The organism is Amycolatopsis thermoflava N1165, from assembly GCF_000473265.1.
Lineage (GTDB): Bacteria > Actinomycetota > Actinomycetes > Mycobacteriales > Pseudonocardiaceae > Amycolatopsis_E > Amycolatopsis_E thermoflava.
In genome coordinates this window covers 845,511-860,456 of record NZ_KI421511.1, presented here as the reverse complement: position 1 = coordinate 860,456, position 14,946 = coordinate 845,511, and the positions used below count along the sequence as shown (strand labels likewise).

Genomic DNA, 14,946 nt, shown 5'->3' with positions numbered 1-14,946 from the left:
GATCAGTCGCCCTGGCCCCCACGGCCCAGCGCCGCCAGGTTGGGCACCGGGTCGGTCTCGTTGACCAGCCAGTCGCCCAGGATGCGGGCCTTGTAGACGCGCGGGTTGTGCGAGGCCAGCGTGCGCGCGTTGCGCCAGTGCCGGTCCAGCAACAGGTTCTCCGACACGCCGGAGGCGCCGAGCGCGTCGAACACCGTCGTCGTCGCCTGCAGTGCGGCGTCGATGATCGCCAGCTGGGCCTGTGCCGTGGCCACCTCGGCCTCGAGCACCCGCTGTTTCCGGGCCTCCTCGTCGCCGGCCGCGTGCGCCGCGGCGACCAGGTCGAGCGTGCGCGACGACGCGCTCAGTGCGGCCCGCGCGGTGAAGGCGTGCACCGAGACCCCTCCGATGACCTGCAACAGCTGCGCGTCGGTGGCGGGCACGGGCGACAGCGCCTGCGGGTAGTTGCGGCCGCGGGCCTTCAGCGCGGCGATACCGTCCCGCACCACCGCGCGCGTGATCCCGGCCAGCACCGACAGCATCGCCGTCTGGTAGAAGTGCCCCTGGTAGACGAACCGCTCCCCCGCCGGGAAGACGTCGCCGTCCTCGGCCGGCACGTCGCGGTAGTTCGCGGTGCCGCTGGCCGTGGTGCGCTGCCCGAAGCCGGTCCAGTCGTCGATCAGCTCGACACCCGGGTCGTCCCGGCGCACCAGCGCCGTCAGCACGGTGTCACCCTCGCCCTTGCCGAGGACGTCGAGCCAGTCGGCGTAGAGGCTTCCGGTGGCGTAGAACTTGGCGCCGTTCACCCGCCACCGGCCGCCGTCCTCGCGCACGGTGGTCTTGAGGGTGGCGAAGGTGCCGTTGTTGGCCTCGGTCCAGCCGCCTCCGACGAAGTCGCCGTCGAGGAACCGCCGGATCCACCGGTCGTTGGTGGCCGAGGGCGCGGCGTTGAGCCGGTCCTCGACGAACGCCAGGTGGTTGCGCCAGATGTGCGCGACGTTGGCATCCGCCTCACCGAGATCGGCGAGCAGGGCGAAGGTCTGCTCGAGCGAGGCGCCGAAGCCGCCGTGTTCGACCGGGATCCGCACCCGGCCCAGGCCCGCCTCCTTGAGCCAGCGCACCTGCTCGTGGGGGAAGACGCGGTTCTTCTCGCGCTCGACGTTGCCCTCCGCCACGCGGTCGAAGACCGGCTGGAAGCGGGCCGAGAGCTCCTCGGCGGATGCCGTCGCGGGGCGCAGGTAGGTCAGGGTGGTGCGTTCGCCGGTGGCGGTCATGATGCCTCTCTGTCTCGGGTGGATGCGATGGGAAGTACGGCGTCGAGCAGTGCACGGGTGTCCGGGTGCCGCTCCGGGGCGAACAGGTCGCCCGCCGGGAACGTCTCGACCAGCGAGCCCCCGCGCATGACGCCGATCCGGTCGCACAGCGAGGCGATGATCGCCAGGTTGTGCCCGATGAACAGGTACGTCAGGTCGAGTTCGGCCTTGAGGTCCAGCAGCAGGTCGAGGATGGCCGCCTGGGTGGAGACGTCCAGCGCGGAGGTCGGCTCGTCGAGGATCAGCAACTCCGGTTCCAGCGCGATCGCCCGCGCGATCCCGACGCGCTGGCGCTGTCCGCCGGAGAACTCCCGCGGGTAGCGGTCGGCGTGGCCGGGATGCAGACCCACGAGCTCCAGTGCCCGGTGCACCTGCGCGGTCGCTTCCTTGCGGGAGGCGGCTTTGCCGAGCCTCCGCAGTGGACGGGCGATCTGTTCACCCGCGGTGATCCGCGGGTTGAGCGCCGTGGCGGCGTCCTGGAACACGTACTGGAACCGCCGCCGCAGATCGCGGGCGCCGGAGTCGCCGATGTCGGCGCCGTCGAAGGTGACCGTCCCCGCCGTGCGCGGGAGGAGGCCGCCGGCGAGCCGGGCGAGCGTCGACTTCCCCGAGCCGGACTCGCCGATGAGACCGAAGATCTCGCCGCGGTGCACGCTGAGCGAGACGTCGTCGACGGCCCGCACCACCGACCGGTGCCGCCCGGTGCCGAAACCGCCCGCGACGAACTCCTTGGACACTGCGCGCAGTTCGAGCACCGGCTTGTCGCCGGACGAGGCCCGGTCGGCGCGCGGATACCGCCGCCCGATCTCCGGGACGGCGTCGATCAGCGTGCGCGTGTAGGGGTGTTGCGGCGCGTTGAGCACCTGCGCCGTGCTGCCCGTCTCCACGATCACGCCTTCGCGCATCACCGCGACACGGGAACTGGTGTGGGACACCACGCCGAAGTCGTGCGTGATGAGCAGCACCGCCGTCTTCGTCTCGCCGGCCAGGTCCAGCACCAGATCCAGGATCTGCTTCTGCACCGCCGCGTCGAGCGCGGTGGTCGGCTCGTCGGCGATCAGCAGCCGGGGACCGGACAACCCGGCCAGCGCGATCATGACCCGCTGGCGCATCCCGCCGGACAGCTCGTGCGGGTAGGCGCGCAACACCCGGTCCGCGTCGCGGATACCCACCCGGTCGAGCCATGTGTGCGCGACATCGCGGGCCTCGGCGCGGGAGACACGCAGGTGCAGCCGCGCGGTGTCGCCGAGCTGGCTGCCGATCGTGAAGGACGGGTCGAGCGAGGTCACCGGATTCTGGAAGATCATCCCGATCCCGGCGCCGCGGAAGGTGTTGAGCTGCCGGTCCTTCAGGCCGACGAGTTCGGTGCCCTCGAACCGGATGCTGCCGCTCGCGATGCGCGCGGTCCGGGGCAGCAGGCCGAGCACGGCCGCGGCGGTGACACTCTTGCCCGAACCGGATTCGCCGACGAGCGCCAGCACCTCCCCCCGGCCCACGTCGAGGTCGGCGCCGCGCACCGCGTGGACCACCGCACCGGGCAGCGCGAAGTCGACGCCGAGGTCGCGAACGGTGAGTACCGCTGTCATCTCATCACCTGCAAGCTCACGGGTTGAGGACGTCACGCAGCCCGTCGCCGAGCCAGTTGAAGGCCAGTGCGACGAGGAGGATGGCGACCGCGGGGAAGGTGGCCACGCCGGGGTGCCCGGTCACCAGGACCTTGGCGCCCTCGGAGATCATCCGGCCCCAGTCCGCGTCGGGCGGCTGGATCCCGAGTCCGAGCGCGCTCAGGCTCGCCGTGAACACGATGTTGACGCCGACGAGGCTGGTTCCGTAGATCACCACGGACGAGATCAGGTTGGGCAGCACCTCGGTGCGCACGATGGCCGCCTCCGAAGCGCCCAGCGAGCGTGCCGCCTCGACGTAGTCCTTCTCCCGCTCGATTCTGGCCTCGGCGAACACGATCCGGGTCACGTAGGGCACCGCGGCGAACACGACCGTCCCGATCAGCACCCACGCCCCCGGCTGGAGGATCGCGGCGAGCGACAGCGCGACCAGGATGACCGGGAACGCGAACATCAGGTCCACCACGCGCATGAGCACCCCGGAGGTGCGGCGGCCGGCGAACGCGGCGAACAGCCCCAGCGCGGTGCCGACGACCACCGCGACTGTCACCGACGAAATCGCAACCACCAGCGCGCCGCGGCCGCCGTGGATCACCCGGCTGAGCACGTCCCGGCCCTGGTCGTCGGTGCCCAGCAGGTGGCCGGGCGCCCCGACCGGGGCGAGGACGTTGCCGGCGTCACCCGCGTTCGGGTCCTCCGGCGCCAGCCAGGGAGCCAGCGCCGAAACGCCGATCACGACGACGAGCACGACGAGACCGAGGAGCGCCTCGCGATTGCGGACGAAGCGGGCGGGGAAGGACCGCCTCAGCCGCGGCGGGACCACCGCGTGGGTGCTCGTGCTCATGCGCCACCGTGCCGGAGTCGTGGGTTCAGGAGGTCGAGCAGCACGTCGGTGACCAGGTTGACCACCACGAACGTGGTGGCGACCAGGAGGATGCCCGACTGGATCACCGGGTAGTCCGAACCACCGATCGCGTTGAGCAGCACGCTGCCGATCCCCGGCCAGGAGAAGATCGTCTCGACGAACACCACCCCGGTGATCACCGAGCCGACCGTCAGCCCGGTGGTGTTCACGATCGGGGACAGGATGTTGCGCCCGATGTGCTTGCCGAGGATCGCCGCCCGGCCGAACCCCTGTGACCGGTAGGTCCGGACGTAGTCGGACTGCTCGCTCTCGATGACGGCCGCGCGGACGAACCGGGCGATGATCAGCATCGACACCAGCGAGGCCGCGAAGGCGGGCGCGATCAGGTGCAGCAGCAGGTCACCGAACCCGCCGTCGCCGCGCAGATCGTGCATTCCCCCTGGTGGCAACCATTTCCAGCGCACCGCGGTGAGCCAGATGACCACGAGCCCGAACCAGTACACCGGCAGGTTGCTGCCGATCTGGACGAACAGCATCACGACCCGGTCCGCCGTCCTGCCGTGCCGGATCCCTGACACGAAGCCGATCGCGACGCCGAGGACCACACTCACCACGGTGGCTGCGGCCCCGAGGATCAGCGTGTTGAGAAACGCCGGGAACACGATTCCCGACACGGGGCTGCGGACGCTGAGCGACAGCCCGCCACCGTTGGTGAAGATCTCCTTCAGCCAGGTCAGGTACTGCTCCCACGCCGGACGGTCCAGGCCGTAGGCCTCGCGGATCTGCTGGATCTGCTCGGCCGACATCTTCTGGCTCAGCACGTCCTTGACCGGGTCGGCGGGACCGGCCTGCGCGATGAAGAACACCAGCAGGCTGATCACGAACAGCAGCGGGACCAGACCGGCCAGCCGCCACAGGATCCGGCGCACCATGATCAGTCCGCCACCCAGACCCGGGACAGGTCGTAGTGGTTCTGCTGCGGCCAGACGAATCCGCCGACCCGCGGCGCGACGGCGTAGTACCGGTTGAACGACAGCAGCGGGAAGATCGTCGCGTCCTTCGCCCAGGACCGGGCCGCCGCCTGCCACAACTCGGCCGACCTGGCCGGGTCGGGGTTGTACGCGGCCGCGTCGATCGCCTGCACCGTCGCCGCGCTGGTGGCGGAGTACGCGTCCCCGCCGTGCTTGACGACGCTGTTGTTGTGGGCGATCTTGACCCAGCTGGGCGCGACGTAGCCCCACTCGCCCAGGTACAGACCGTCCTGCGGCTGGAGGTTGGCGGTGCGGGTGCCGTAGGTGATCCATTCGAACGACTGCACCGAGGCGTCGATGCCCACCGCGGTCAAGGACTGCTGCAGGTATTCCGCCGTCGGCTGACCGGTGGTGTCCGACAGGATCGTGAACTTCACCTGGCCCGGCTGGTACCCCGCGTCGGCCAGCAGCTTCTTCGCCGCCCCCGGGTCGAAGGGGTAGTCGACGGCCGAGGCGTCGTAGGCCTCGTTGCCCTGGTTGACGATCGAGGTGGCCGCTTCGGCGTGGCCCTTGTAGATGTTCGCGGCGAGCTGCTTGCGGTCCACCGCCTGGATGATCGCCTGCCGCACCCGCTGGTCCCGCAGGTACGGGTTGTCGAAGTTGAAGCTGTAGTAGATGATCTGCGGAACACCCTTGTTCTCGGGCACCGAGAATCCGCCGCTCTCCAAAGTGGACACCGAATCGGGTGGCACCCGGCTGATGACGTCGACGGTGCCGGTCTGCAGCGCGGCGACCCGGCTCTGGTCGTCACCGATGGGCTTGAAGATCACCTTGTCCAGGTGCGGGCGCTGCCCCCAGTACTCCGGATTGCGTTCCAGCGTGGTGTGGTCACCGCGGACGCGCTCGGTGAAGACGAACGGCCCGGTGCCGACCGGGTGGTCCGCGAGCCCGTCCTGGCCGTACTTCTTGAGCGCTTCCGGGCTGAAGATGCCTGACGCGGCGTTGCCACTGTTCGGGATCTGGCGGAGGAAGTCGAGGAACGGGTGCTTGAACGTGTACCGCACCGTGTGGTCGTCGACCACTTCGAAGGACGCCAGGTCCCCGTACACCAGTGACATCGTCGCCGCGCTCACCTTGTCGTAGTACTCGAACGACGGATCGGTGAACCGCCGCACGTTGAACCGCACGGCCTCGGCGTCGAACGGTGTGCCGTCACTGAACTTCACGCCCTGGCGCAGCTGGAACGTGTAGGTCGTCGCGTCCGGGCTCACCGTCCACGACGTCGCCAGCCTGGGCACGATCTTCGGCACGCCCGTGGGCGCGGACAGGTCCTCGTCGACGAGCGTTTCGTAGATGTTGCGGTCGATCCGCCAGGTCTCCCAGGAGTACTGGCGGTTGGGGTCGAACTGCGTCACTTCCTGGTACTGGCCGATGATCAGCGTGCCGCCGTCGCGGGGCTGGGAACCCGCGACCGCGCCGGTGTCCGAACCGCAGCCGGCGAGCGTCAGTACGAGGCTCGTGACCACGGCCGTCCACGCGAGCAGTGTGCGCTTGGATGAGGGCATGGTGGGTGGGGTTTCTTTCCTCGGGGAGAAGGCTGGGGAGAGGTCGGTCCACAACGGACCTCGGTTCACTCGTCCGAATGTAATACGTTCGCGGGTTTTTCCTGAGCCTGCTCACGAAGTGGGAAACAGGTTCGGGATCCCGAGGTGTGATCGCAGTGTCTCGCCCTCGTACTCGTGCCGGAACAGACCGCGACGGCGCAGGATCGGGACGACGTGGTCGACGAAGGCGTCCAGCTGCCCGGGAATGCCGGACGGGCCGAGGATGAAGCCGTCGGCGGCGCCCGCGGTGAACCACCGCTCGATCTCGTCCGCGATCCGTTCCGGGGAACCCACGACCCGAGCGCCGAACGCCGTCACCGTGCGGAACAGGAACTCGCGCACCGTGGGGGTTCCCTGCGTGGCCAGTGCGCGGTAGCCGGCCAGTGCGGTCTGGTGGGTCTCGGTCGTGTCGGCGAAGGCGTCCAGCGGTACGGGCCCGTCGAGGTCCGCGCCGGTGAGGTCGATGTCGACCTCCTGGAGCCACCCGATCTGGTACTCCGGGATGAACTGCTCGAAGAGCGTCCGCTCGACCGCCTTCGCCTCCGCCTCGGTGGAGTCGATGACGAACCCCAGCGACGGTGTCACCAGGGGTGCCGCGTCGCGGCGGACGAGCGTGCCTGCCCGTGGATCTGCTCGACGAATCCCCGCCCGCGATCGAGATCGCCCTGGCCGGTGAAGACGACTTCGGCGTTGCGCGCGGCGAAGGCTCGTCCTGCCGGCGAGGATCCCGCTTGGAAGATCACCGGATGCCCCTGTGGCGACGGCGAAGCGCCCAGCGGTCCGCGGACGCTGTGGAACTCGCCCTTGTGCGCGGGGACGCGGATCCGGGCCGGATCGTTGTAGACACCGGCGTCGCGGTCCTCGACGATCGTGTCCGGGCCCCACGAGTTCCACAGCTTCAGCACCACTTCCAGGGTCTCCCCCGCGACGCGGTACCGCTCGTCGTGGGCGAGCACGCCGGCGTCGCCGAAGTTGTCCGCGGCCGCCTGCGCGAAGCTCGTCACCACGTTCCAGCCCGCGCGTCCACCGCTGAGGTGGTCGAGCGAGATCAGCTGCCGCGCGAGGTGGTAGGGCGCCTGCAGGGTGGCCGATCCGGTGACGACCAGCCCCAGGCGTTCGGTCTCCCGGGACAGCGCCGCCGTTGTCGTGAACGGCTCGAAGTCCTCGGTGGACTTGTGCGGCCAGGCGGCGTCGGGGCCGTAGTTGAGGGTGTCGGCGAAGAAGATCGCGTCGAACGTTCCGCGTTCGGCCGTTTTCGCCGCCTCGATCACGGATTCCAGGACGGCGGCGGGACCGTTCACCACCCCGGGGTAGCGCCAGGAACTGCCGAACCGCGGATTGCCCAGGAGCAGCAGGTGGAGCTGACGGGTCATCGAAGAATCTCCTGTCGGGTCAGAACACGGTGCCGGAGAACGGCGCCGACGGTGTGGCGAACAGGGCGTCCGCACGCCGCAGGGCGTCCGGATCGTGGACCGCGACCCGGCCGGCCGCGGCCAGGTGGCGCCACCGGGTACCGCCCAGGTAGGCGGCGGCCAGCGTCGCGACGTCGGCGCTCAGGTGCGGGGCGGCGTTCGTGCGCGCCACGGATTTCGGGCCCACTTCGAAGGTGCCGTTGTTGCTATCCAGGAGGGGGTCGTTGACGCGGAGCGCGACCGGGTCCTCCTCACCCCAGGCGCGCTCGCGCAACGCGGCCTCGACGTCGACCAGACGAAGCCAGGTTTCGTCGCGCTCGGGACCCAGCTCGACCGCCCTGCGGTCGACGACGGCGAGCGGCAGCGGATCGTCCAGCGGCAGCGACTCGAACGCGATCACGTCCACCAGGTCCAGGGACAGCAGGTGGCGCCACAGCCCCGCCCGCGCCGAGTCGGTGAGGGCGACGAAATCGGTGACGGTGACGGTCTTCTCCTGGCTGGCGAACCAGCCGCCGGTGTCCAGGGGCCGGTAGACCGCGTAGCCGTCGTCGACGCCGTCGGTGCTGTGCACCACGACGTAGTGCGTGACCGGGTCCGCCGCGCGAAGGATCTCCCGCAGCCGCCACCAGCCCGCGGGACGGCCGATCGCGCCCGGCCACGCCGCCCGGTCGGCGATGCCGGCGAGGGCCTCCGTCGTCACCGCGCCGTCGAGGAGCCGGACCCGGCCGCCCGCGGGCACTTCCGGACGGAGCCCGGCGCGGCGCAGGTTCACGCGCGCGGATCGCGCGGAACTGGCGACCCCGTACCCGAACCGCTCGTAGATCACCGCTTCCGAAGCCCGCAGCGACGCGACCACCTCGCCTCGCGCAGCGATGTCCTCGAGCTGCCGCGCGATGAGCCTGCTGACGATGCCACGGCGCCGGTGCGTCGGCAGCACGCCGACGTGCGTGACCGCCGCGTGCGGCACGCGCGCGCCACCCGGCACGGCCAGCCAGCTCCCGTAGGAGTCGGTGCTGCCGACGATCTCGGTCCCGTCGAGCGCGCCGAGGTAGCGTCCCGGGTCGGTCACCTCCACGGCGTCCACGTCGTGGATCGGCAGCCCGACCATGGCGCGCAGGAACACGCGGAAGCCGGCGTTGATCTCGTCCGCGGTGGTCAACGTCCGGATGTGCTCTGTCACCGGATTCCTCCGTTCCCGCCGTCCGCGACGAGGCCGGCGAAGTAGTGGGTGGTGCGGCTCGTCAACGGAGGTCGCGGCGGCGGATGGTGTCGAGGATGCCGAGTTCGGCCAGGCGCACCTGCTCCGATTCGGACAGGGTCTGGATCGAACCCACCCTGGCCGCGGCCTCGGGGCGCACGGCGCGCAGCCGGAGGAAGCGGGCCAGCCCGGCCAGCAGCAGCACGAGGAACACGTAGGGCAGGTACCGGTATGCGCCCTCCGGCGCCGGCACGAGGTTCTTGTAGATCACGTACAAGATGCCCACGGCCGCGAGCACCGACACCACGAGGCCGCCCGGCGTGAGCGCCTTGATCCTGCGCAGCCACAGCGGCGTCGCGATCGTCACCAGCAGGTAGGCGAACAGGTACGCGTAGCTGGAGACGATGCCCACGTAGACGTCCCACTGGAAGCGGCCGACCGAGGTGACGGTGCCGATCAGCCCGATCACGAACCCGACCAGCCCGACGAGCGCGATCGCCGGATGCGGTGTGCGGAAGCGCGGGTGCACGCGACCCAGTGGGCCAGGGAGCGCGCCCTCGCGGGCGAGGGTGAACAGGCTGCGGGCGCCGGAGTTGATGACCGCCGAGGAGAACACGATCATCGCGGTGCCCAGCGACAGGTCGACGACGTAGGTCACCCAGCCGACCCCGGCGTTCTGGGCCACCACCGGCAGCGGCGTGCTGTCCGTGCCGAGTGGTTCGGGCCCTTGGAAACCGAGGACTTCCGGATAGGTGGCCAGCAGGTACAGCACCGCCAGTCCGATGACAAGCCGCAGGATCGCGCGGGGCACATTGCGGTGCGCGTCGCGCGCTTCGTGCCCGAGTGAGGCAGCGCTCTCGAACCCGGCGTAGGACCCGACCGCTGTGACGGCGGCGATCAGCGTGGTGCTGTGTCCCAGGTGGGACAGGTCGAACTGCGCACCGTCGATGCGCGCCCCGTAGGCGACGTAGGAGGCCACCAGGATGACCGCGATCGCCACCAGGGACACGATTTCGAACCCCAGCCCCAGCTTCACCGACACGCTCACGCCGCGGAAGGGGATGTAGAGCGCCGCGGCGGTCGCCAGCACCAGGAGCACGATCTTGACCACCAGGTGATCGGTGTGCAGACCGATCTCCTGCAGGAACGAATTGAAGTACAGGACCGCCCCGAGCACACCGCCCGCCGCGAACCCGATGTACCCGAGGATCAGTGCCCACCCGGTCACGAACGCGGCGACCGGGCCGAGACCGTTACCCGCGTACGTGCCGAGTGAACCGGACGAGACCGTCCGCCGTGCCTGTAACGCGATCACCCTGGCGACCAGGTACACGAGCACCCCGCCGATGATCGCCGCCCATAGCGCACCTTTGCCGCTGACGAGGAACAGCGAGCCCGGGACGCTGGCGATCGCGACACTGGGTGCCGCGGCGGCCAGGCCCTGGGCGAAAACCCCCAGTCCGGACACGGCGCCGGTGCGCAGTTCGCCGTCTGGCGGGTCGAGAACCGCGGGCGCGCCGGCCGGGGTGGAACTTTCTGCAGTCATGGCGGGAGACCGAACCTCTCGGTACCGAAAACCGGAAAACGGGGACCCCAGGGGATTCGCCGGGCACGACGAAGCATCCCGGGACAGGAATCGCGGGGGACGAACAGAATCGAGCCGGCCACGGGTGCGTGGCCGCCCGTGCTGGAGGGGATCAGCGACAGAGTGAACCGAAGAGCCGGCACAGGTCGACGTATCGCCTGCCGGCCAAGGCGACTGCCTTCGACATGATCGCGACAGTAGTTGACCGCGCAAGGATCGACCACCAATCCCACCAGGCGGCCACTGGGTGGAACGGGTCAGCTCGCGAACAGCACGGCGGCGATGTCGTCGGCCGGGACAGCGCGGGACTGACGTCGTCGGTCAAGGTGACGTTCTACATCACGCTCTCCCGACGCGCCGTTCACGCACACGACGGCCTTCCGGCAGCGCGGTCGCGGGCGGCCGCGGCGCCCGGCGCGAGCCCGGTCCGCGGCGTGGTGCGGCGCTTGATCCCCATCACGCCGCTCCGGTGGGCGCGGGCCCGAGCCGCGAGCAGTGCCGCGAGGAGACCGGCGCGCAGGGGGTTCCCGTCAGGCCGTCGTGGTCGGCGGGAGCTTCGCTCGCCGCCCGGCGGCAGGGACGATCAGGCCGACTCGCGCACCGTGAGGACCGGCTGCATCGCCGCGGCCATCTCCTCGTGGTTCAGCGGCTCCCCGTCCAGCAGGCGCCGCACCGTCGACGCCTGCGCCCGCGCGATCTGCCCGGCCGGGATGTGCGTCGTCGTCAGCGTCGGGCGCAGCACGGCTCCCATGGGGAAGCTCCCCGAGCCGATCACCGCGATGTCCCCGGGAACCCGCAGACCGGCCCCGCGCAATGCCTCGATCAGCAGCAGCGCGAATTCGTCGTTGTAGGCGTACACGGCCGTCGGCCGGCGACGAGCCGACCCGCGCCAGCGGGCCACCGCCGGCCGCAGGCTGTCCACGTCCATGCGGCAGTCCACCCGTTCCACCGGCACCCCGGCGTCCGCCGCCAGGCCGGCCACCGCGGCGAACCGCGGCTCGGACAGCGGCACGAGCGGCGGTCCGGGCACCAGGCACGCCAGGCGCCGGTGCCCCTGGTCGAGGAGGTAGCGCGTCGCCAGGCGGGCGACCGCGACGGAGTCCATCGGCAGGTACGGCACACGCGCGCTGCGCGGCTTGCCGATCGCCAGCACCACCGCACCGGCCCCCGTGAGCAGGCGCACCGCCGACGGGGTGCACCGGTGCGCGTCCAGCAACACCGCCGCCGGACGCAGCTCGGCGAAGGACCGCACACCGGCCGCGCCGGCGCCGGAGCGGTCACCGTGCAGCAACAGGCGCAGGCCCCGCTCGGCGAGCTCGCGGTCCAGGTGCTGGATGTTCGCGTCGATCGGCGGGCTCAGCGGCAGGCTGGGCAGCGGCATCAGCACCACGTCGCCGTGCCCGGCGCGCAACGTCCGCGCCGCCGCGTTCGGCGCGTAGTCCAGGGTCCGCACCGCGGCGAGCACCTTGTCGCGCGTCGCCTCGCTGACCCGGTGGCCGTCCTTACCGTTGAGCACATAGGACACCGTCGCCCTGGAGACCCCGGCCAGCCGCGCCACGTCGGCGCTGGTCGGGCGAGACCCGGAACCACTGGTCACGCGCGGCCCTCCACATTCTGGGATCACTTGCCCCAGCTGATGACACGTGTAACTCTGCGGCAACCAAGTTACACGTGTAACAAGCCTCGGTGCAACGCAGTGCAAGGAGCAGCGCATGCCGCCGGACCAGCGTCCGAACATCCTGTGGATCGTCGGCGAGGACTGTCCGCCCCGGTTCGGCTGCTACGGCGACCCGCACGCCCGGACTCCCCACCTGGACGCCCTGGCCCGGCGCGGAGTTGTCTTCGAGCACGCCTTCAGTGCCGCCCCGGTGTGCGCGCCCTCCCGGTTCGCGCTGCTCACCGGCGTGGCCCCGGAGAGCAACGCGCCGGCCAACCACCAGCGCGCCCGCGCCAAGATCCCCGGCTGGATGCGGACGTACCCGGAGATTCTGCGCGATCTCGGCTACTACTGCACCAACAACGCCAAAACCGACTACAACGCCACCCTCGACCCGGCCGCGATCTGGCACGAGAGCTCACCGGACGCGCACTGGCGCAACCGTCCGGCCGGTGCCCCGTTTCTCGCCGTGTTCAACTTCGACGGCACACACGAAAGCTCGGTGTTCACACCGGAGACCCCGGAGGTCGCACCCGCGGCGGTCCGCGTGCCCGCCTACCTGCCGGACACGCCGGCCGTGCGCGGCGACCTCGCGCGCCACTACCGGCACATCGCGAACCTGGACGCCTTCGTCGGCGAACTCCTCGCCCAGCTGACCGCGGACGGGCTGGCCGGCGACACGATCGTCATCCACACCTCCGACCACGGCGGCGTCCACCCGCGCTCCAAACGGTTCCTTTACGACGAGGGGCTCCAGGTGCCGCTGATCATCGCGGCGCCGGACCGCTTCGCCGCTCGCTTCCCCGCGCGCGGCACGCGGATCGAAGCCGCGGTGAGCACGATCCGCATCCCGCCCACCCTGGTGGACCTCGCCGGCGGGGGGATCCCCGGCCACATGGCGGGACTCAGCCTCGCGCAGCCGGCCTTCGACCCGGCGGCCGGGCTCGCTTTCGGCATGCGCAACCGCATGGACGAACGCCCGGACGTCATCCGCACGGTGCGCGACGGCCGGTACCGCTACATCCGCAACTACCACCCGCACCGCCCCCACGGCCGGCACCTCGGGTTCGCCTGGCTCGCCGCGGCCTACCAGTCGTGGGAGGAGGAGCACCGGGCCGGCCGGCTGGACCCCGTCCAGGACGCGTTCTGGCGCCCCAAGCCCGGTGTCGAGCTCTACGACACCGTCCGCGACCCCGACCAGGTCGTCAACCTGGCGGGCGATCCGCACCACGCCGCGGTCGAGGAGCGCCTGGCCCGCGCGCTGCGCGCCCACCTGCTCGCGGTGCACGACAACGGTTTCCTGCCCGAAGGCTCCCCCGTGGAGGGTTACGAGCGCAGCCGCGAGCCGGGCCGGTACCCGCTGGAGCGCGTCCTCGACGTCGCCGACGCGGTGACCCGCCAGGATCCCGCGGAACTGCCCCGTTTTCTCCGCGCCCTGGACGACCCCGACGCGACGGTCCGCCGCTGGGGCGCGATCGGGATCCTCGCGCTCGGCGCCGCGGCGACCGAGCAGGCGGCGCGGCTGCGCGCCGTCGTCGGCGACGATCCCGACCCCTTCGTCGTGATTCCCGCGGCCGAGTCCCTCGCCCGTTTCGCCGGCGACGAGAACGCCGTGGCGGTCCTTTCCGGACTCTCGGCCGCCGCGCAGCCCGCCCCGGTCCGCCTGGAGGCGCTCAACGCGCTCACCGCCCTGCCACCCGAGCATGTGCGGCCCTTCCGAGACACCGTGGCCGCGGCGGCCGACGACGACCACGAGTACGTGCGCGGCGCGGGCCGCTACCTGCTGTTCCAAATCGAGGGCACCTACACGCCCCAGTCTCCCGTCTTCCTCTGGGAGCGATTCGCCTTCACCGCTCAGGGAGCGGGATCATGACCTGCTGCACCCCCGGCCGTCCGCCCGGCAAACACGCCGGAACACCGCCGAACGCGACGCGGTCCCGTTCCACCGGCCTGATCGACCTGCAAGCGGCGCGCTTCCTCATGGGCAGTGACGACTCCCGCGCCCATCCCGGCGACGGGGAGGGACCGGTGCGCGAGGTCGAGGTGGCCGCGTTCGCCATCGCACCGCACGCCGTCACCAACGCCGAGTTCGCGGCCTTCGTCGCCGACACCGGCTACCGCACCAGCGCCGAGCAGTACGGCGACTCGCTGGTCTTCGCCGGGCTCCTGCCGCCGGACGCCCCGCCTACACCGGCTGTCGCGGCCGCACCGTGGTGGCGTGTCGTGCCCGGCGCCGACTGGCGGCACCCGGAAGGCCCACGGTCGGCCATCGAGGACCGTGCCACGCACCCGGTCGTCCACGTCTCCCACTCCGACGCCCTCGCCTACTGCCGCTGGGCGGGGGTCCGGCTGCCGACCGAGGCCGAGTGGGAGTTCGCCGCCCGCGGCGGTCTGGTGCAGCAGCCGTTCCCCTGGGGTGCCGAGTTCGACGACCACCGGATGAACGTCTGGCGCGGCGAATTCCCGCACCGGCCCGAAGGGCCGGTGGGGACGGTCCCGGTGGATTCCTTCGAGCCCAACGGGTTCGGACTCCTGAACACCACCGGCAACGTGTGGGAGTGGACCGCGGACACATTCCGCGCCGGGGATCCCCGCCCGGTGCTGCGTGGCGGTTCCTACCTGTGTCATGCGTCCTACTGCCGCCGGTACCGCACCTCGGCGCGCACGGCCAACACCCCGGACACCTCGACCGGCCACGCCGGCTTTCGCGTGGCCGCCTGAGAGAGAAGGAAGAGAGCAC

The 14,946-nt window shown here is 71.0% G+C and carries 12 protein-coding genes; 2 read left to right on the top strand and 10 right to left on the bottom strand.

The window, feature by feature from the left end:
* Positions 1-2: 2 nt before the first annotated feature.
* The 10 genes from AMYTH_RS0104345 to AMYTH_RS43860 form a co-directional block, all read right to left on the bottom strand.
* Positions 3-1,253 carry an acyl-CoA dehydrogenase family protein gene (locus AMYTH_RS0104345; protein ID WP_027929258.1) on the bottom strand — a complete coding sequence of 417 codons (1,251 nt, stop codon included), beginning with the start codon at positions 1,251-1,253 and terminating at the stop codon, positions 3-5.
* Positions 1,250-2,878, bottom strand: coding sequence for a dipeptide ABC transporter ATP-binding protein (locus tag AMYTH_RS43875; RefSeq protein ID WP_051362524.1), 1,629 nt, complete (start codon positions 2,876-2,878; stop codon positions 1,250-1,252). The genes AMYTH_RS0104345 and AMYTH_RS43875 overlap by 4 nt, the downstream gene beginning before the upstream one ends.
* Before the next feature lie 16 nt (positions 2,879-2,894).
* Positions 2,895-3,758: an ABC transporter permease gene (locus tag AMYTH_RS0104335; protein WP_027929257.1), complete on the bottom strand. Its 864-nt coding sequence runs from the start codon at positions 3,756-3,758 to the stop codon at positions 2,895-2,897.
* A complete protein-coding gene (locus AMYTH_RS0104330) occupies positions 3,755-4,711 on the bottom strand; it encodes an ABC transporter permease (RefSeq protein WP_027929256.1) in 957 nt (318 codons plus the stop codon). The genes AMYTH_RS0104335 and AMYTH_RS0104330 overlap by 4 nt, the downstream gene beginning before the upstream one ends.
* Positions 4,712-4,713: 2 nt before the next feature.
* Complete coding sequence (locus tag AMYTH_RS0104325) at positions 4,714-6,315, bottom strand: ABC transporter substrate-binding protein (protein ID WP_027929255.1); 1,602 nt, start codon at positions 6,313-6,315, stop codon at positions 4,714-4,716.
* A 111-nt stretch (positions 6,316-6,426) separates the two neighbouring features.
* Positions 6,427-6,939 carry an LLM class oxidoreductase gene (locus tag AMYTH_RS49835; protein ID WP_209440744.1) on the bottom strand — a complete coding sequence of 171 codons (513 nt, stop codon included), beginning with the start codon at positions 6,937-6,939 and terminating at the stop codon, positions 6,427-6,429.
* Positions 6,936-7,727 carry an NtaA/DmoA family FMN-dependent monooxygenase gene (locus AMYTH_RS49830; protein WP_209440743.1) on the bottom strand — a complete coding sequence of 264 codons (792 nt, stop codon included), beginning with the start codon at positions 7,725-7,727 and terminating at the stop codon, positions 6,936-6,938. Before AMYTH_RS49830 ends, AMYTH_RS49835 begins: the two co-directional genes overlap by 4 nt.
* Positions 7,728-7,746: 19 nt before the next feature.
* Positions 7,747-8,946 carry a GNAT family N-acetyltransferase gene (locus tag AMYTH_RS0104315; protein ID WP_051362523.1) on the bottom strand — a complete coding sequence of 400 codons (1,200 nt, stop codon included), beginning with the start codon at positions 8,944-8,946 and terminating at the stop codon, positions 7,747-7,749.
* 61 nt (positions 8,947-9,007) lie between these two features.
* On the bottom strand, positions 9,008-10,510 hold the full coding sequence (locus AMYTH_RS43865) for an APC family permease (RefSeq protein ID WP_051362522.1): 1,503 nt from the start codon (positions 10,508-10,510) through the stop codon (positions 9,008-9,010).
* Positions 10,511-11,132: 622 nt separating this feature from the next.
* Entirely contained in the window at positions 11,133-12,146 is a 1,014-nt protein-coding gene (locus AMYTH_RS43860; RefSeq protein ID WP_037322254.1) for a LacI family DNA-binding transcriptional regulator, read from the bottom strand.
* Positions 12,147-12,261: 115 nt separating this feature from the next.
* Here AMYTH_RS43860 and AMYTH_RS43855 point away from each other — a divergent pair, with 115 nt between their 5' ends.
* Entirely contained in the window at positions 12,262-14,079 is a 1,818-nt protein-coding gene (locus AMYTH_RS43855) for a sulfatase-like hydrolase/transferase (protein WP_051362520.1), read from the top strand.
* A complete protein-coding gene (locus AMYTH_RS0104295; protein WP_084022510.1) occupies positions 14,076-14,927 on the top strand; it encodes a formylglycine-generating enzyme family protein in 852 nt (283 codons plus the stop codon). The genes AMYTH_RS43855 and AMYTH_RS0104295 overlap by 4 nt, the downstream gene beginning before the upstream one ends.
* Positions 14,928-14,946 lie beyond the last annotated feature (19 nt).

What these genes read in the sequence shown, in the direction of transcription:
- AMYTH_RS0104345 (WP_027929258.1), bottom strand. Translation starts at nt 1,253, where the DNA reads ATGACCGCCACCGGCGAACGCACCACCCTGACCTACCTGCGCCCCGCG.
- AMYTH_RS43875 (WP_051362524.1), bottom strand. Translation starts at nt 2,878, where the DNA reads ATGACAGCGGTACTCACCGTTCGCGACCTCGGCGTCGACTTCGCGCTG.
- AMYTH_RS0104335 (WP_027929257.1), bottom strand. Translation starts at nt 3,758, where the DNA reads ATGAGCACGAGCACCCACGCGGTGGTCCCGCCGCGGCTGAGGCGGTCC.
- AMYTH_RS0104330 (WP_027929256.1), bottom strand. Translation starts at nt 4,711, where the DNA reads ATGGTGCGCCGGATCCTGTGGCGGCTGGCCGGTCTGGTCCCGCTGCTG.
- AMYTH_RS0104325 (WP_027929255.1), bottom strand. Translation starts at nt 6,315, where the DNA reads ATGCCCTCATCCAAGCGCACACTGCTCGCGTGGACGGCCGTGGTCACG.
- AMYTH_RS49830 (WP_209440743.1), bottom strand. Translation starts at nt 7,727, where the DNA reads ATGACCCGTCAGCTCCACCTGCTGCTCCTGGGCAATCCGCGGTTCGGC.
- AMYTH_RS43865 (WP_051362522.1), bottom strand. Translation starts at nt 10,510, where the DNA reads ATGACTGCAGAAAGTTCCACCCCGGCCGGCGCGCCCGCGGTTCTCGAC.
- AMYTH_RS43855 (WP_051362520.1), top strand. Translation starts at nt 12,262, where the DNA reads ATGCCGCCGGACCAGCGTCCGAACATCCTGTGGATCGTCGGCGAGGAC.
- AMYTH_RS0104295 (WP_084022510.1), top strand. Translation starts at nt 14,076, where the DNA reads ATGACCTGCTGCACCCCCGGCCGTCCGCCCGGCAAACACGCCGGAACA.